Origin of the sequence: Rubrivivax gelatinosus (genome assembly GCF_016583785.1) — a bacterium.
GTDB lineage: Bacteria > Pseudomonadota > Gammaproteobacteria > Burkholderiales > Burkholderiaceae_C > Rubrivivax > Rubrivivax gelatinosus_B.
In genome coordinates this window covers 1-15,622 of the sequence record NZ_NRRU01000042.1, presented here as the reverse complement: position 1 = coordinate 15,622, position 15,622 = coordinate 1, and the positions used below count along the sequence as shown (strand labels likewise).

Genomic DNA, 15,622 nt, shown 5'->3' with positions numbered 1-15,622 from the left:
CGGCAGCTTCAGCGCGCCGGCTGCTCGGCAGCGGCGGCAGCCGCGGCCGGGCGGATGCGCGTGTCGGCCAGCGCGCCGGCCGACTCGAGGATGGGGTAGGCCACCGAGCACAGGTGCGAGTTGATGCGTTTGAGCTCGGAGAGCAGGTCCAGGTGCAGCGAGCTGGTCTCGACGCTGGAGGCGGTGTTCTCGCGCAGCCGGCCCAGGTGCCGGGCGGCGTAGTGGCGCTCCAGGTCGCGGAATCGCGCCTTCTCCTGCAGCAGCCGCTGCGCGCCGTCCAGGTCGCCGTCGAGGAAGACGCTCATCGCCAGCCGCAGGTTGCCGAGCAGGCGCTCGTGCAGGTCGCAGATCTCGGCCATGCCGGCGGCGCTGAGGCGGCGCTGCTTGCGGATCTTGCGGTCCTCGATGTCCTGCAGCGCACGCTCGACGGCGTCGCCGATCTGCTCCATCTCGATCGTGAACGAGACGATGTCGGTCCAGCGCCGGCTCTCGCGTTCGGACAGCGACTCCTGCGAGATCTGCGTCAGGTAGAACTTGATCGCGACGTAGAGCTCGTCGACGGCGTCGTCCATGCGCCGCAGCCGCGCGGCCAGCGCCAGGTCGTTGTCGCGCAGCACCGGCACGATGCCGCGCACCATGGTCTCGACCAGGTCGGCCTGGTGCAGCGCCTCGCGTGCGGCGCAGGCGATCGCCAGCGACGGCGTCGCCAGCGCCGAGGGGTCAAGGTGGCGCGGGCGGTCGCCACGCTGCGGCGGTGCGTCGGGCAGCAGCTGCTCGACGAGCCGGCCCACCGGACCGGTGAAACCGATGAAGACCAGCACCAGCGCGGCGTTGAACACCAGGTGGAAGGCGACGACGCGGGTGCCGGCGTCGGGCCAGGCCTGGGCCAGCAGCGGCTGCAGCAGCGGCAGCAGCGCCGCCGCGACGAGCGCGCCGCCGAGTTTGAAGACCAGGTTGCCGGCCGGCAGCCGGCGTTCGGCCGGCGGCGCCGCGCGTGTGGCCAGCAGCGCCAGCAGCGCACTGCCCAGGTTGGCGCCGATGACGAAACCCAGCGCCGCCGAACCCGGCAGCAGGCCCTGCTCGGCGAGTGCGGCCACCAGCAGCACGATCGCCAGGCTGGAATAGGTCAGCACCGTCAGCGCGGCGCCGACGGCGATGTCCAGCGTCAGCTCGGCCGGCAGTGCCGCCAGCAGCGTGCGCAGCGCCGGCGAGGCCATCATCGGCTGCGTCGCCTGCGCGATCAGCTGCAGCGCCAGCGTGATCAGCCCCAGGCCGATCAGCACCCGGCCGACGCGCCCGGCGGCACTGGCCTGGCGCGACACGAACAGCACGACGCCGGTAAACAGCAGCAGCGGCGACCACCACGACAGGTCGAGCGAGAACACGACCGCCATCGCCGCGCTGCCCAGGTCGGCGCCGAGCATCGCCGCCAGCGCCGCGCCGGCCGGCACCAGGCCCTTGCCGACGAAGGACGCGAGGATCAGGCAGGTGGCGGTGCCCGACTGCACCAGGCTCGTGACGCCGAAACCGGCAGCGACCGCGGCCAGACGCTGGCGCAGGCTGGCCTGCAGTACCGAGCGCAGGCGCTCGCCGAAGACCCGCAGCATGCCGGTGCGCACGTTGTGCGTGCCCCAGACCAGCAGGGCGATCGCGGCGAGCAGGTTCAGCAGGTGGAGCAAGGTCGGATGGGCCAGGGACACGCGGCGTGCACCGGCACACCGCCAGGGGGATCAAAGGGCATTCGGCGTACCCGCCCCGGTGGCGGCAGGGGGCGCGGGTCTTGCTTAAGATCACGGCGATGGCCTCCCCGCTGCTGATCGGTTTTTCGGCCCGCATCTACACGCCGGGCACGCCGGGCATCCACCTCGACGGCGTCTGGACACGCACGCTGCACTTCCTGGAGCAGTCGGTGGCGCACTGGGTGCTGCGCGGCGGCGCGGTGGCGCTGATGATCCCGGCGGTCAGCGCCGGCAGCGTCGTCAAGCGCGGCGACCTGAACCTGCGCGACTACGCACGCGCGCTCGACGGCCTGGTGCTGCAGGGCGGCAACGACGTCGCGCCCGAGACCTACGGCCAGACGCCGCAGCACCCCGACTGGCACGGCGACCGCGTGCGCGACCTGTACGAGATCGAGCTCGTCAACGCCTTCGTCGAAGCCGGCAAGCCGGTGTTCGGCATCTGCCGCGGGCTGCAGCTGCTCAACGTGATGCACGGCGGCACGCTGGTGCAGGACATCCCCAGCCAGCGCCCGAATGCACGCGCGCACCGCGACAGCTCGAATTACGAGCGCCACTTCCACGACATCGAGATCCTGCCCGACACGCGGCTGGCGGCGCTCTACGACGGTCTGGCGCGCGCCCGTGTCAACAGCATCCACCACCAGGCGATCGAGCAGCTGGCGCCGGGTTTCGTCGTCGAGGCGCGCTGCCCCGACGACGGCACGATAGAAGCCGTGCGCCACGACGGCGCGGCCTGGATCGCCGCGGTCCAGTGGCACCCCGAGTTCCACGTGCCGGGCGACCCTTCGACCTTCGACGACTCGCCGCTGCTGGCCGACTTCCTCTCTGCTGCGCATGCGGCGCGGCGGCGCGCCGGCCCGGCTTCCTAGAATCGACGCGCCGCAGCCCGCGGCCGTCCGAGGAGTGCCCGTGCGACTGCTGCGCCCCCTGCTCGCCCTCGTCTTCGCCGTGCTCGCCGCCGCCGCCGCGGCCGCCGCGCCGCTGCGTGTGGCCTCGGCATTCGACCCGCAGACGATGGACCCGCACGCCGTCGCGCTGCTCTACCACCAGCGCATCAGCTCGCAGGTCTACGAGTCGCTGGTGACACGCAACGAGCAATACGAACTCGAACCCGGCCTGGCCAGCGCCTGGCAGCCGGCCGGGCCGCGCGCCTGGCGCTTCACGCTGCGCCGCGGCGTCGTCTTCCACGACGGCACGCCTTTCACCGCCGCCGACGCGGTGTTCTCGATCGAACGGGCGCTGGCGCCGCCGTCGCAGCGTGCCTTCCAGTTGCTGGGCGTCGAGAGCGTGCGCCAGCTCGACGAGCAGACGATCGAGATCCGCACCGGCCAGCCCGACGCGGTGCTGCCCGAGAAGCTGCAGTTCGTCGGCATGATGAGCCGCGCCTGGAGCCAGCAGCACGGCGTCACGCGGGCGCAGGACTTCAACGGCCGCCAGGAGACCTTCGCGGTGCGCAACGCCAACGGCACCGGGCCCTTGCGGCTGCTGCGCTACGAACCCGACCAGCGCACCACGCTTGCGCGCCACGAACGCTGGTGGGGCTGGGCCGACAAACGCCGCCACGGCAACGTCGGCGAGGTCGTGTTCACGACCATCAAGTCCGACGCCACGCGGCTGGCGGCCCTGGCCTCGGGCGAGGTCGACCTGGTGCTGGACCCGCCGTTCCAGGACGTCGAACGCCTGATGCGCGACCCGCGCCTGACGGTGCTGCGCGGCGCCGACCTGGGCCAGCAGTACCTGGTCTTCGACCTCGGCCGCGACGAACTCGAGTTCTCCGACGTGCGTGGCCGCAACCCGTTCAAGGACCTGCGCGTGCGCCAGGCGGTCTACCACGCGATCAACGTCGACCTGATCGTGCAGAAGGTGCTGCGTGGCCAGGGCGTGCCCACCGGCAGCTTCCTGTCGCCGCGTGTCGAAGGCTCGCCGGCCGAACACGACCGGCGGCTGCCCTACGACCCGGCCAAGGCGCGTGCGCTGCTGGCCGAAGCCGGCTATGCCGCCGGCTTCGCGGTCACGCTGGACTGCGTCAACGTCGCCTGGCGCGAGGCCGTCTGCCAGGCCGCGGCGGCGATGCTGACCCAGGTGGGCATCCGCACGACGCTGCGCTCCAGCCCGAGCAACCAGTTCTTCCCCAAGCTGACGCAGGCCAGCGCGAGCTTCGCCGAGTTCGGCTGGACGCCGACCACCGACGCCTGGTCCTCGCTGAACGCGCTCTACCGCAGCCGCGAGCGCGACGGCCGCGGCGCGTTCAACGCCGGCAGCTACTCGAACCCGAAACTCGACGCGCTGATCGACGCCATCCGCGTCGAACCCGATCGCACGCGCCGGCGCGCGATGGTCGCCGTCGTGCTGCAGCAGCTGCGCGAAGAACTGCCGGCCGTGCCGCTGTACCGGCGCACGCTGTCCTGGGCGATGAAACACGGCATTCACGCCGTGATGCGGCCCGACGACGTGCTCGAGCTGCGATGGGTGCGCCTGCCCCAGGAGTCTGCGCGGTAGAAACCGGCCGTGGCCGATGTCGCGGGATCAAGAGCGTGCCCGGGTCCGACGTTTCAGCCGCGAGCAGACGAGCGCCGGATGAAGCGCGGTACAGCAGTCGTCAGACTGGCTGGAGCCTCCCTCGCGGAGGGAGGCTGGAGGGTGCGGTCCGACACGCTGGAGCACCCTCGCGGAGGGGGCTCGGGGGAGCCCTGCGTTCAGCCGCAGGCTAGGAGTCTGGGCGGCTTCTGCCGCGCAGACTCCTAGCAAGGGCCGTGCTGGCGCCTGAACTCGGCCGGCGTCTGCGCGCCGCGCAGCGCGTGCAGCCCACGCTGCAGCGCCTTTGCCATGCGCTCCTCCTTGACGAAGGGGCCGCGGTCCCACTTCACGCGTGTGCTCCAGGCGTGGCCTTCGGCGACCATGCGGCGCGCCAGGTCCTCGCCGTCCAGCCGCACCGAGCCGCTGACGACGCCGTCGCGCCCCGCCACCGGCCGGGTGACGACGACCTCGTGGCCCTGCGCCCAGTCGCGCAGCGCCGAGCGCGCCTCGCGGCCCCAGTCCTGGCAGGCCAGCGGCGCCTCGGCACCGGCCAGGCGCACCCGCTGCGGCGTGCCGCCGGCGGGGGTGACGACGACGCTGCCGCCGTCGGGCACCTGGGTGACGCGGCCTTCTATCGTTTTGGCCGGCGGCGCCGCCAGCGCCGTGCCGGCGGCCAGCACGAGCGCCGCGGCGATCAGCTTGTTCATGTCGGGTGGAAGTGGTTCAGAACGCGAGCGCGATGATCCCCGCGACCACCCCGGCCAGCAACAGCAGCCAGATCAAGACGACCGCGACCGCGCCCCAGACCAGCCGCGGCAGCTGCTCGCGCCCGGCCTCGGCTTCGCGCAGCCGCGCCTGCCAGAGTTCGGGCGGCGTCAGCCTGACGACCAGCGCGATGCCCAGCGGCACCAGGATCAGGTCGTCGAGCAGGCCCAGCACCGGGATGAAGTCGGGGATCAGGTCGATCGGAGAGATCGCGTAGGCCAGCACCGCGACCGCGATCCAGCGCACCGCACGCGGCGTGTCGCGGTGTTTGAACAGCTTCCACAGTGCCAGCAGATAAGTGCCCAGGCGCGCGGCGTTGCCGGCGGCGAACAGGCGTTTGACGCGTCTCATCGGCGTGCCCGCCGCGGTGCGTCCAGCGCCGCCTCGGACGCAGCCAGCAGCCGCGCCAGCCGGTCCTTCATCTGCTCGGTCGACAGGCGTTCGCGCAGGCGCTCGACCAGCAGCGGCAGCGCGAAGGGGCTGGCCACCTTCAGCTCGACGATCTCGATGGGCATCTGTTTCATCACCTCCAAGGTGGCGGCAAGCCGCCCGATTTCCAGTTCCTGCGCCAGCACCTCGGCTTCGGCCTGCTGGAGCAGCCGGTTGCCGGCGTCGTAGCGCCGGAACACGCCCCAGAACAGCGAGCTCGAAGCCTGGAGCTGGCGCAGGCTCTTGGGCGCACCCGGATAACCGCCGAACACCAGCCCGGCGACACGCGCGATCTCGCGAAAACGCCGCTGCGCCAGCTCGCCCGAGTTCAGGCTGGCGAGCACGTCGGCCAGCAGCGAATCGGTGGCGAAGAGCGAACCGTCGGCCAGCGGCGCCCAGTCGGGCGGCTGCGCGGCCAGGATCTCCAGCCCGTAGTCGTTGACGCTGAGCGAATAGGTGTTGGGCTGCTGGCGCGCCAGCCGCCAGGCCAGCAGCTGCGCCAGGCCGACGTGCACGTTGCGGCCGGCGAAGGGGTAGAGGAAGAGGTGGTGGCCTTCGCGCGACCGCAGGCGCTCGACCAGCAGCCGGCCACGCCGCGGCAGCTGCGACAGCCGCTGCTGCGCGGCGAGCATGGGCCGCGCCGCTTCCAGCTCGGGTTCGCCGAAAACGCCGCCGGCGACCTGCTCCAGCAGCGCCTGCACCGCGCCGGCCAGCTCCGAGGACAGCGGCATGCGGCTGCCGTTCCAGGCCGGCACCAGGCCTTTGGGTTTCGTCGCCTTGCGCACGTAGGCCGCGAGGTCCTGAGTGCGCACGTACTCCAGCAGCCGGCCGGCGAAGACGAAGACGTCGCCGGGCTTCAGGCGCGCGATGAAACCTTCCTCGACGCTGCCGATCGTGCCGCCCGACAGCCACTTCACCTGCATCGTCGCGTCGGCGACGATGGTGCCGACCTGCAGCCGGTGGCGCTGGGCGATGCCGCGGTCGACGACGCGCCAGACGCCGTCCACCTGCTGCACGCGGTGGTACTCGGGGTAGGCGCCCAGGCTGTCGCCGCCGCGTTCGACGAAGGCCAGCGCCCAGTCGAACTCGGAGCGCGTCAGCGTGCGGTAGGCCGGCGCGCCGCGCACTTCGTCGAACAGCGCGTCGGCCTCGAAGCCGCCGCCGAGTGCCACCGTGACCAGGTGCTGCACCAGCACGTCCAGCGGCTTGTCGGGCGTGCGCCGCGCCTCCACCTGCCCGGCCAGCGCTGCGCGCCGCGCCGCGGCGGCCTCGACCAGCTCCAGCGTGTTCGTCGGCACCAGCGTCACGCGGCTGGCACGCCCGGGCGCGTGGCCGCTGCGGCCGGCGCGCTGCAGCAGCCGTGCGATGCCCTTGGCGCTGCCGATCTGCAGCACGCGTTCGACCGGCAGGAAGTCCACGCCCAGGTCCAGGCTGGAGGTCGCGACCACCGCCTTCAGGCTGCCCTGCTTCAGCCCGGCCTCGACCCATTCGCGCACGCTGCGGTCCAGCGAGCCGTGGTGCAGCGCCACGAGACCGGCCCAGTCGGGGCGTGCGTCCAGGATCAGCCGGTACCAGATCTCGGCCTGCGAGCGCACGTTGGTGAAGACCAGCGTCGTCGACGCGGACTCGATCTCGTCGACCACCGGCTGCAGCATCTGCGCGCCCAGGTGCCCGCCCCAGGAGAAGCGCCCGGGCTCCTGCGGCAGCAGCGTGTCGATGACCAGGTGTTTGTCGAGCTTGCCCTGCACCAGCGTGCCGGCCTCGTGCCCGACCAGCGTCGCCATCGCCTCGGCCAGGTTGCCGATGGTCGCCGACAGCCCCCAGACGGCGAGGCCCGGGTTCCAGCGCCTGAGCCGCGCCAGCGCCAGCTGCAGCTGCACGCCGCGTTTGCTGCCGATCAGCTCGTGCCATTCGTCGACGACGACGCTGTGCACCCCGGACAGATCGGCCTGGGCCGAGGCGCGTGTCAGCAGCAGCGACAGCGATTCGGGTGTCGTCACCAGCGCCTCGGGCAGGCGGCGATCCTGGCGCGCACGTTCGGCGCTCGGCGTGTCGCCGGTGCGCTGGCCGACGGTCCAGCCGGCGGGGGCGGCGGCCTGCAGCGCGCGCGTGGTGTCGGCGGCCAGCGCGCGCATCGGCGTCAGCCACAACACCTGCAGCCCGCGCCGCGGCGCCGCGCGTGCGAGTGCGCGTGCGGTTGCGCCGAACCACACCGCATAGGTCTTGCCGCTGCCGGTGGTGGCGTGCAGCAGGCCGCTGTCGCCACCGGCGAGGGCCCGCCAGACGCGGCGCTGGAACTCGAACGGCTGCCAGCCGCGGGCCGCGAACCAGGCCTCGGCAGCGTCGGGCCCGGTCGCGTCGTTCATGCGGTGGTGATCCAGCCTTCGACCGGGTCGACCACGGCCGGCAGCCCGGCGCCGGGACGCAACGCCGCCCAGCCGGCCTGCAGCAGGCACAAGGCGGCGTCGAGCCGGTCGCCCGAGGCGTCGGCGACGAGTGCGTCGCGCTGCGCGTGCGTCAGTTTCAGCCGCAGCCCCAGCCGCGTGCGGCCCTGTTCGAGCGCGTCGACCAGGTCCTTGCGTGCGATCAGGCGGTCGGCCTCGGCGCTGTTCTTGTACGAGCGCCGGCCCAGGATCTCGCTCGCCAGCAGCCCCGGATAGGCCTCGACCGCGGTGCGGGCCGCATCGCCTGCGGCCAGCCCCGGCAGCTGCACGCCGGCCGCGACCAGGCGCGAAAAACCTTCGTAGTACATGAAACCCACCGGCACGTAGCGGGTCTGCAGCGGGCTGGTGCTCGTCGTGCCCGGCAGCGAGAGGTCGGCGCGCCGGTGCACCAGGCGCTGGCCGGCCGGGCGGCCGTTGCCCCAGGCGTCGACCAGCGCCCGAAACGCCATGCGTGTCGGGCAGCGGCGCTGCAGCTCGGCGATCACCTGTGCCGCCGTCGTGCCCAGGCCGTGTTCGTCGACGAACAGGCGCGGCAGGCCGAAAGGGAAGTCGAAACCGCCGAACCAGGGGCTCTCGGCCAGCAGCGCCTCGAAGCCAGCCAGCGTCTGCAGTTCGTCCACACGTTCGAGCCGCAGCACCGCGCCGTGCAGCGTGCCGCGCGCGACGGTGATCGGCTTGCGCCGCGACGGCGCGCAGCTGAAATCGACGCCGATCAGCGGCGGTGCGGAGACGGAGCTTGTGGTCATCGCGGCGATTGTCGGTGCCGCTACAGTGCAGCCATGACCGCCAACCCCACCCTCGTCGAGGCGCTGCGTGGCAGCGCCGTCGAAAGCGCCCACCGCGGCGCCTGGGCCGTCGTCGACGCCGACGGCGACCTCGTCGCCTCGGCCGGCGACATCGACCGGCCGATCTTCCCGCGCTCGGCCGTCAAGCTGCTGCAGGCGCTGCCGCTGGTCGACAGCGGCGCCGCCGAGCGCTATGGCCTGAACGCCGAACAGCTCGCGATCGCCTGCGCCTCGCACAACGGCGAGCCGCGCCACGTCGCCGTTGCGGCCGCCATGCTGGCCGCCGCCGGCGTCGACGAAGCGGCGCTCGAATGCGGCGCGCACTGGCCCTACCGCGATGTCGTGCAGCGCGAGATGGCCGCCGCCGGCCAGCTGCCGGGCGCGCTGCACAACAACTGCTCGGGCAAACACGCCGGTTTCGTCTGCCTGGGCTGCCTGCTCGCAGGCGACAACGACAAACACGCCTTCCTGTCGGGCTACGTCAAACCCGAGCACCCGGTGATGCGCGAGGTGAGCGACGCGATCGAGGCCACGACCGGCTGGCGCCTGGCCGATGCACCGCGGGGCACCGACGGCTGCTCGATCCCGACCTACGCCGTGCCGCTGCGCCAGCTGGCGCTGGGTTTCGCGCGCACCGCCACCGGCATCGGCCTGCGCGAAGGCCGCGCGCGCGCCGCCAAGCGGCTGATGGCGGCGGTGGCCGAACATCCCTTCATGGTCGGCGGCAGCGGCCGCTTCGACACCCGGGTGATGGAGCGCCTGGGCGAACGCGTGTTCTGCAAGGTCGGCGCCGAAGGTGTCTATTGCGCCGCCTTCCCCAAGTCCGGCCTCGGGGTCGCGGTCAAGATGGACGATGGCGGCACCCGCGCCTGCGAGGTCGTGATGGCGGCGCTGATCCAGCGTTTCGTGCGCCTGGATGCGGCCGAACACGGCTTCGTCCAGGCCTTCGCCGACCAGCCGCTGGTCAACTGGAACGGCATCGAGGTCGGCCGGCTGCGCTGGGCAGCCTGAGGCAGCGGGAACGGCGCTTGCCGGCGCCGGGCGCGGTGAGCGGCTCAAGAGAAGCCGCCGCAGCCCTGCCGGCGCCTCTCCGGCGGGTTCGAAGAGAACCGACGGAGACCAGGACATGCCCCAAGCGAGCGGGTGCGCCGTCGTCGTCGCGGCCCTGCTCGTCGGGGCTGCCGGCGGCCAGGCGGCGACGCTGACGATTTCCTGCGGCTCGAACGCCGCCGATGCCGAGTTCTGCGGCCGCTACGCGCAGGAATGGGGCCGCCAGCACGGCCACGAGGTGCGCATCTATTCGGCACCGGCCAGCGCCACCGACAACCTGGCGCTGCTGCGCCAGCAGTTCGCGGCGCGCTCGGCGAGCCTGGACGTGGTCACGATCGACGTCGTCTGGCCCGGCGTGCTCAAGGACCATCTGGTCGACCTGAAGCGCTACAGCGGCGGCGCCGAGGCCCAGCATTTCCCGGCCATCGTCGCCAACAACACGATCGCCGGCCGGCTGCTGGGCATGCCCTGGTACACCGACGCCGGGCTGCTCTTCTACCGCAAGGACCTGCTGCAGAAGTACGGGCTGGAGCTGCCGCGCACCTGGCCCGAGCTGGCGGCCGCGGCGCGCCGCATTCAGGACGGCGAACGCGCCGCCGGCAGCGCCGACTTCCAGGGTTACGTCTTCCAGGGCCGGGCCTACGAAGGCCTCACCTGCAATGCGCTGGAATGGATCTCCAGCTACGGCGGCGGCAGCGTCGTCGACCCCCACGGGCGCGTGACCATCCACAACGCCCAGGCCGCGCGCGCCCTGGACGAGGCGGCGTCGTGGATCGGCACGATCACGCCGCGCGGCGTGCTCAACTACGGCGAGGAAGAAGCGCGCGGCGTCTGGCAGAACGGCCAGGCGGCCTTCATGCGCAACTGGCCTTACGCCTGGGCGATGAGCCAGGCCGGCGACAGCGTGATCCGCGGCAAGGTCGGCGTCGCGCCGCTGCCCGCGGGCGACGGCGCGGGCGCACGCAGCGCCGCGACGCTGGGCGGCTGGCAGCTCGCGGTGTCGCGCTACTCGCGCCACGTGCCGGAGGCGGCGGCGCTGGTGATGTACCTGACCAGCGCCGAGATCCAGAAGCGGCGCGCGATCGGCGGCGCCTACAACCCGACGCTGCCCGCGCTCTACCGCGACCCGGAGCTGCTCGCCGCCAACCCCTTCATGGGCGAACTGGCCGAGGTCTTCGAGAACGCCGTCGCGCGCCCGGCGACGCCGACCGGGCTCAAGTACCCGGCCGTCAGCCGCGCCTTCTGGGACGCGACGCACGAGGTGCTCAGCGGCCGCATGGACGGCGCGGCCGCGGTGCGCCGGCTCGAGGGCCGGCTGCTGCAGACGCGGCGCGCGAAGTGGTGAGCGGCGCATGAATCCGCGCACCCGCAGCGCCTGGCTGTTCCTGGCGCCGACGCTGGTGGCGATGCTGCTGGTGGCCGGCTGGCCGCTGGCGCGCACGATCTGGTTCAGCCTCAGCGACACCAACCTGAACGACATCTCGGCCGGCGACTTCGTCGGGCTGCAGAACTACGTCGGCGAATACGGCCTGTTCGGCAACGCCGGCTACACCGAGGGCTTCTGGGCCAGCGACTGGGGCGTCTCGATCGCCAACACTTTCCAGTTCGCCGTCGTCTCGGTGGCGCTGGAGACGCTGCTCGGCCTGGCCGTCGCCTTGCTGCTGAACCAGGAGTTCCGCGGCCGCGGCCTGGTGCGCACGGCGGTGCTGGTGCCCTGGGCGATCCCGACCATCGTCTCGGCCAAGATGTGGGGCTGGATGCTCAACGACCAGTACGGCGTCGTGAACCAGTGGCTGGTCGACTGGGGCGTCGTGGCGCAGAAGATCGCCTTCACCGCCGAGCCCGCGTACGCGCTCTGGACCGTGGTCGCGGTCGACGTCTGGAAGACCGTGCCCTTCATGGCGCTCCTGATCCTGGCGGCGCTGCAGACGCTGCCGCGCGACATCTACGAAGCCGCACGTGTCGACGGCGTGCACCCGCTGCGTGTGTTCTGGCGCATCACGCTGCCGCTGATCAAGTTGCCGCTGCTGGTCGCGGTGGTGTTCCGGCTGCTCGACGCGCTGCGCATCTTCGACCTGATCTTCGTGCTCACCGCCAACAGCAGCGCGACGATCAGCATGTCGGGTTTCGTGCGCCGCGAGATGGTCGACAACGGCGACCTGGGCTTCGGCTCGGCGGCGGCGCTGTCGCTGACGGCGATCATCTTCATCACCGCGCTGCTCTTCATGCGCGCGGCGCGCGTGCGCCTGGCCGAGGACCCGGCGTGAGGGCGCGGCCGCTGTGGGCGAGCGTGGCGCTGTACGCCTTCGCGGCGCTGGTCGTCGTGGTCTCGGTCTACCCCTTCGTCTACGCCTTCGCGACTTCGCTGAAGACCGGCAACGCGATCTTCGACACCAGCCTGTGGCCGCGCGAGCCGACGCTGCGCAACTACGTCCAGCTGTTCGCGCCCGGCGGCCAGCCCTTCGGCCGCCACCTGCTGAACTCGATCATGGTCGCGACGCTGACGGTGGCGGTGTCGATGCTGCTGGCGATCAGCGCCGCCTACGCGCTCGGCCGCATCCGCTTTCGTGGCAAGGGCGTGCTGCTGATGGCGATCCTGGCGGTGTCGATGTTCCCGCAGGTGGCGGTGCTGTCGGGGCTGTTCGAGCTGATGCAGGCGCTGGGCCTGTACGACCGCGCCGTCGGTCTGGTGCTGCCCTACCTGATCTTCACGCTGCCCTTCACCGTCTGGATCCTGACGACCTTCATGCGCGGTCTGCCGATCGAGCTGGAGGAGGCGGCGATCATGGACGGCTGCGGGCCGCTGCGCATCATCTTCAAGGTCTTCCTGCCGCTGCTGGTGCCGGCGCTGGTGTCCACCGGGCTGCTGGCCTTCATCGGTGCCTGGAACGAGTTCCTGTTCGCGCTGACCTTCGTCTCGGCGACCGAGCAGCGCACGGTGCCGGTGAGCATCTCGCTGCTGACCGGCGCCACCGCCTGGGAAGTGCCGTGGGGCAGCATCATGGCGGCGTCGGTGATCGTCACCGTGCCGCTGGTCGCGCTGGTGCTGCTGTTCCAGCAACGCATCGTCTCCGGCCTGACGGCCGGCGCCGTCAAGGGGTGAGCCGCATGGCCCGCATCGACTTCCGCCACATCGACAAACGTTATGCGCCGGGGCAGCCGCTGACGATCAAGAACGTGACGCTGGGCCTGGACGACGGCCAGTTCTGCGTCTTCGTCGGCCCCTCGGGCTGCGGCAAGTCGACGCTGCTGCGGCTGGTCGCCGGGCTGGAGGCGATCAGCTCGGGCGACCTGGAGATCGCCGGCAAACGCGTCAACGACGTGCCGCCGGCCAAACGCGGCGTGGCAATGGTGTTCCAGAGCTACGCGCTGTACCCGCACATGACGGTGGCCGAGAACATGGCCTTCGGGCTGCGCGTGCGCGGCGCCGACAGCGCCGACATCGAGCGTCGGGTGAAGAAGGCGGCGACAACGCTGCAGCTGGAGGCGCTGCTCGACCGCCTGCCCAAGGCGCTGTCGGGCGGCCAGCGCCAGCGCGTCGCGATCGGGCGTGCGATCGTCAAGGAGCCCGAGGTCTTCCTGTTCGACGAGCCGCTGTCCAATCTGGACGCGGCACTGCGGGTGCAGACACGGCTGGAGATCGCCAAGTTGCACCGCGAGGTCGGGCGCGCGAGCACGATCTACGTCACCCACGACCAGGTCGAGGCGATGACGCTGGCCGACCGCATCGTGCTGCTGCGCGCCGGCGAGGCGGTACAGCGCAAAGGCAGCGTCGCCCAGTACGGCACGCCGATGGCGCTGTACCACCGGCCGGCGAACCGCTTCGTCGCCGAGTTCATCGGCAGCCCGAAGATGAACGTGCTGCCCGGCCGACTCGTCGCCGCCGAGCCGGGGCAGGCCATCGTCGACGTCGGCGGCACCCGCGTCGCCGCCGCGGTCGACGCGCGCCGCGCGGCGCCGGGGGCGACGGTGGCGCTGGGCATCCGGCCCGAACACCTGGTCGTCGGCGGCGACGACGCGGCCGGCACGCTGCTGCCGCTGCCGCTGCGCCAGATGGAGCGGCTGGGCGACAGCTCGCTGCTGTACCTGGAGGCCGGGCCGGGCGCGCCGCTGCTGACGCTGCGTGTCGACGGTGCGGCCACGGTGCCGCCGGGCACACGCGTGCCGCTGCGCCTGCCGGCCGAGGCCTGCCACCTGTTCGACGCCGACGGCGAAGCCTTCGAGCGCACCCCGGACCTGCCCGTCTGAACCCGAGCCCGGCGCTGCGACGGCGGCGGCCGGGCATCATCGCGGCCGCACGCCGCCCATGAACCTGCCCTCCTCCCCCGCCCGGGCATTGCGCCCGGCACGTATCGCCGTCCGCTGCCTCTTCTTCGCCTTCGGCACCGTCACCGGCGCCTGGGGCGCGCACGTGCCCAGCGCCAAGGCGCGTTATGCGCTGTCCGAGGCCGAGCTCTCGCTGGCGCTGCTGGCCGCGGCCGCCGGCGCGGTGATGGCGCTGCTGGTGGCCGGCCGGCTGATCGGCCAGCACGGGCCGCGGCGCGTGGTGCCGGTGGCCACCGTGGTGCTGGCCGCGGCGCTGGGCACGCTGCTGCTGCACGGCGGGTTCGCCGCGCTGCTGGCGACGATGTGGCTGTTCGGCGTCGCCGGCGCGTTCTACGACGTCTCGATCAACGCCGAGGGCACGCTGCTCGAGGAGCGCAGCGGCTTCAAGGTCGTCAGCGGTTTCCACGGCATGTGGAGCCTGGGCGCGATGGCCGGCGCCGGCGGCTGCTCGGCGCTGCTGGCGGCCGGGGTGCCGGCGGCCTGGCAGCTGGCGGGGCTGGCCGTCGGCGTGCTCGTGCTGTCGCTCGCGGCGGCACCGGCGCTGCTGCCCGACCACCCGCCGGTGCCGGCACGCGCAGGCGGCTGGCGGCTGCCGCCGCGCCGGCTGCTGCTGCTGGGAGCACTGGCCGCCTGCGGCCTGCTCGCCGAAGGCGTGATCTACGACTGGAGCGTGCTCTGGTTCACGCAGTCGCTGGCGCAGAGCCAGGCCGTCGGCGGCCTGGGTTATGCCGCTTTCGCGGCGGCGATGGCGGCCTCGCGTTTCGGCGGCGACGCGCTGCGCAGCCGGATCGCGGCGCCGCGGCTGCTGGCCGCCAGCGCGCTGCTGGCCGCCGCGGCGATGGCGCTGGCGCTGCTGGTGCAGCAGCCGGTGCTCGCGATCGTGGCGATGGCAGTGGTCGGCGCCGGCCTCGCCAACGTCGTGCCCATCCTCTTCGTCGCCGGCGGCCGCCAGCCGGGGGTCGCGCCGGCGGCGGGCATCGCCGCGGTGTCCTCGATCGGCTACGTCGGCCTGCTCGCCGGCCCGCCCATCGTCGGCTTCATCGCGCACGCGAGTTCGCTGAACACGGCGATGGCGACGCTGGTCGCCGCGGCGCTGGCGCTGGCCGCCGGCGCGCGGCTGCTGCGCTGAGACTCAGCGCGCCGGCAGCAGGCGCAGGCCGAGTGCGCCGAGCGCGGCCACAGTCGCCAGCGCGACGACGCCGAGCCAGCCGCCGTGCTGCAGCGCCAGCCCGCCGAGCGCCGAGCCGGCGGCCATGCCGATGAAGATCGTCGTGAACAGCAGCGCGTTGAGCCGGCTGCGCGCCTCGGGCTCCAGGCTGTAGACCAGGGTCTGGTGCGCCACCAGCGAAGCCTGGATCGCGAAGTCGAAACCGACCGCGGCCAGCGCGATCAGCGCCAGCGCCGCGGCCGTCGGCAGCAGCGGCTCGGCAGCCAGCAGCGCGAACGACAGCACCGCCAGCGCCGCGGCGAAGCGGGTGACGAAGATCGGCCCGCGGCGGTCGGCCAGGCGCCCGGCCAGCGGCGCCGCCAGCGCGCCGGCGGCACCGGCCAGGCCGAAGGCGCCGGC

14 protein-coding genes are annotated in these 15,622 nt (G+C 72.6%); 8 read left to right on the top strand and 6 right to left on the bottom strand.

What is annotated here, in order from left to right; genetic code table 11:
* Positions 1-8 precede the first annotated feature (8 nt).
* The gene (locus tag CKO43_RS12615) at positions 9-1,679 is read right to left on the bottom strand and encodes a Na/Pi cotransporter family protein (RefSeq protein WP_200230014.1); all 1,671 of its coding nucleotides are present in this window, start codon (positions 1,677-1,679) and stop codon (positions 9-11) included.
* Positions 1,680-1,798: 119 nt separating this feature from the next.
* Here CKO43_RS12615 and CKO43_RS12610 point away from each other — a divergent pair, with 119 nt between their 5' ends.
* Together CKO43_RS12610 and CKO43_RS12605 are read left to right on the top strand one after the other, a co-directional pair.
* Complete coding sequence (locus tag CKO43_RS12610; RefSeq protein WP_200378844.1) at positions 1,799-2,608, top strand: gamma-glutamyl-gamma-aminobutyrate hydrolase family protein; 810 nt, start codon at positions 1,799-1,801, stop codon at positions 2,606-2,608.
* Between the two features lie 40 nt (positions 2,609-2,648).
* Positions 2,649-4,238 carry an ABC transporter substrate-binding protein gene (locus CKO43_RS12605; protein WP_200378843.1) on the top strand — a complete coding sequence of 530 codons (1,590 nt, stop codon included), beginning with the start codon at positions 2,649-2,651 and terminating at the stop codon, positions 4,236-4,238.
* Between the two features lie 242 nt (positions 4,239-4,480).
* Here the strand turns inward: CKO43_RS12605 and CKO43_RS12600 are convergent, their stop codons facing one another.
* Genes CKO43_RS12600 through CKO43_RS12585 form a run of 4 tightly spaced genes read right to left on the bottom strand, consistent with a single transcriptional unit; the run spans position 4,481 to position 8,640 of the window.
* Positions 4,481-4,963, bottom strand: a complete 483-nt coding sequence (locus CKO43_RS12600; RefSeq protein WP_200230007.1) for a thermonuclease family protein — start codon at positions 4,961-4,963, stop codon at positions 4,481-4,483.
* Positions 4,964-4,979: 16 nt separating this feature from the next.
* Positions 4,980-5,372: a YkvA family protein gene (locus CKO43_RS12595; RefSeq protein ID WP_200378842.1), complete on the bottom strand. Its 393-nt coding sequence runs from the start codon at positions 5,370-5,372 to the stop codon at positions 4,980-4,982.
* On the bottom strand, positions 5,369-7,816 hold the full coding sequence (locus CKO43_RS12590; RefSeq protein ID WP_200378841.1) for a ligase-associated DNA damage response DEXH box helicase: 2,448 nt from the start codon (positions 7,814-7,816) through the stop codon (positions 5,369-5,371). Before CKO43_RS12590 ends, CKO43_RS12595 begins: the two co-directional genes overlap by 4 nt.
* The gene (locus CKO43_RS12585; protein WP_200378840.1) at positions 7,813-8,640 is read right to left on the bottom strand and encodes a DUF429 domain-containing protein; all 828 of its coding nucleotides are present in this window, start codon (positions 8,638-8,640) and stop codon (positions 7,813-7,815) included. Before CKO43_RS12585 ends, CKO43_RS12590 begins: the two co-directional genes overlap by 4 nt.
* A 33-nt stretch (positions 8,641-8,673) precedes the next feature.
* On the opposite strand from CKO43_RS12585, the gene CKO43_RS12580 reads away from it, so the two are divergent.
* From CKO43_RS12580 to CKO43_RS12555, 6 genes are all read left to right on the top strand, one after another.
* A complete protein-coding gene (locus tag CKO43_RS12580; protein WP_200378839.1) occupies positions 8,674-9,690 on the top strand; it encodes an asparaginase in 1,017 nt (338 codons plus the stop codon).
* 115 nt (positions 9,691-9,805) lie between these two features.
* Positions 9,806-11,074 (top strand): ABC transporter substrate-binding protein, encoded by a 1,269-nt coding sequence (locus CKO43_RS12575; protein ID WP_200378838.1) that lies wholly within the window; start codon positions 9,806-9,808, stop codon positions 11,072-11,074.
* A gap of 7 nt (positions 11,075-11,081) precedes the next feature.
* Entirely contained in the window at positions 11,082-11,996 is a 915-nt protein-coding gene (locus CKO43_RS12570; RefSeq protein ID WP_200378837.1) for a carbohydrate ABC transporter permease, read from the top strand.
* Entirely contained in the window at positions 11,993-12,832 is an 840-nt protein-coding gene (locus tag CKO43_RS12565) for an ABC transporter permease subunit (RefSeq protein WP_200378836.1), read from the top strand. The genes CKO43_RS12570 and CKO43_RS12565 overlap by 4 nt, the downstream gene beginning before the upstream one ends.
* Before the next feature lie 5 nt (positions 12,833-12,837).
* Positions 12,838-13,977, top strand: a complete 1,140-nt coding sequence (locus CKO43_RS12560) for an ABC transporter ATP-binding protein (RefSeq protein WP_200229990.1) — start codon at positions 12,838-12,840, stop codon at positions 13,975-13,977.
* A 58-nt stretch (positions 13,978-14,035) separates the two neighbouring features.
* Complete coding sequence (locus tag CKO43_RS12555) at positions 14,036-15,184, top strand: MFS transporter (RefSeq protein WP_200378835.1); 1,149 nt, start codon at positions 14,036-14,038, stop codon at positions 15,182-15,184.
* 3 nt (positions 15,185-15,187) lie between these two features.
* Here the strand turns inward: CKO43_RS12555 and CKO43_RS12550 are convergent.
* Positions 15,188-15,622, bottom strand: a 435-nt coding sequence (locus tag CKO43_RS12550; protein WP_200378834.1) for an MFS transporter, incomplete at its 5' end; no start/stop codon positions are given.

Bases quoted from the DNA above. Each gene is read 5' to 3' on its own strand.
- CKO43_RS12610 (WP_200378844.1), top strand. From the start codon at position 1,799: ATGGCCTCCCCGCTGCTGATCGGTTTTTCGGCCCGCATCTACACGCCG.
- CKO43_RS12600 (WP_200230007.1), bottom strand. From the start codon at position 4,963: ATGAACAAGCTGATCGCCGCGGCGCTCGTGCTGGCCGCCGGCACGGCG.
- CKO43_RS12595 (WP_200378842.1), bottom strand. From the start codon at position 5,372: ATGAGACGCGTCAAACGCCTGTTCGCCGCCGGCAACGCCGCGCGCCTG.
- CKO43_RS12590 (WP_200378841.1), bottom strand. From the start codon at position 7,816: ATGAACGACGCGACCGGGCCCGACGCTGCCGAGGCCTGGTTCGCGGCC.
- CKO43_RS12585 (WP_200378840.1), bottom strand. From the start codon at position 8,640: ATGACCACAAGCTCCGTCTCCGCACCGCCGCTGATCGGCGTCGATTTC.
- CKO43_RS12580 (WP_200378839.1), top strand. From the start codon at position 8,674: ATGACCGCCAACCCCACCCTCGTCGAGGCGCTGCGTGGCAGCGCCGTC.
- CKO43_RS12575 (WP_200378838.1), top strand. From the start codon at position 9,806: ATGCCCCAAGCGAGCGGGTGCGCCGTCGTCGTCGCGGCCCTGCTCGTC.
- CKO43_RS12570 (WP_200378837.1), top strand. From the start codon at position 11,082: ATGAATCCGCGCACCCGCAGCGCCTGGCTGTTCCTGGCGCCGACGCTG.
- CKO43_RS12560 (WP_200229990.1), top strand. From the start codon at position 12,838: ATGGCCCGCATCGACTTCCGCCACATCGACAAACGTTATGCGCCGGGG.
- CKO43_RS12555 (WP_200378835.1), top strand. From the start codon at position 14,036: ATGAACCTGCCCTCCTCCCCCGCCCGGGCATTGCGCCCGGCACGTATC.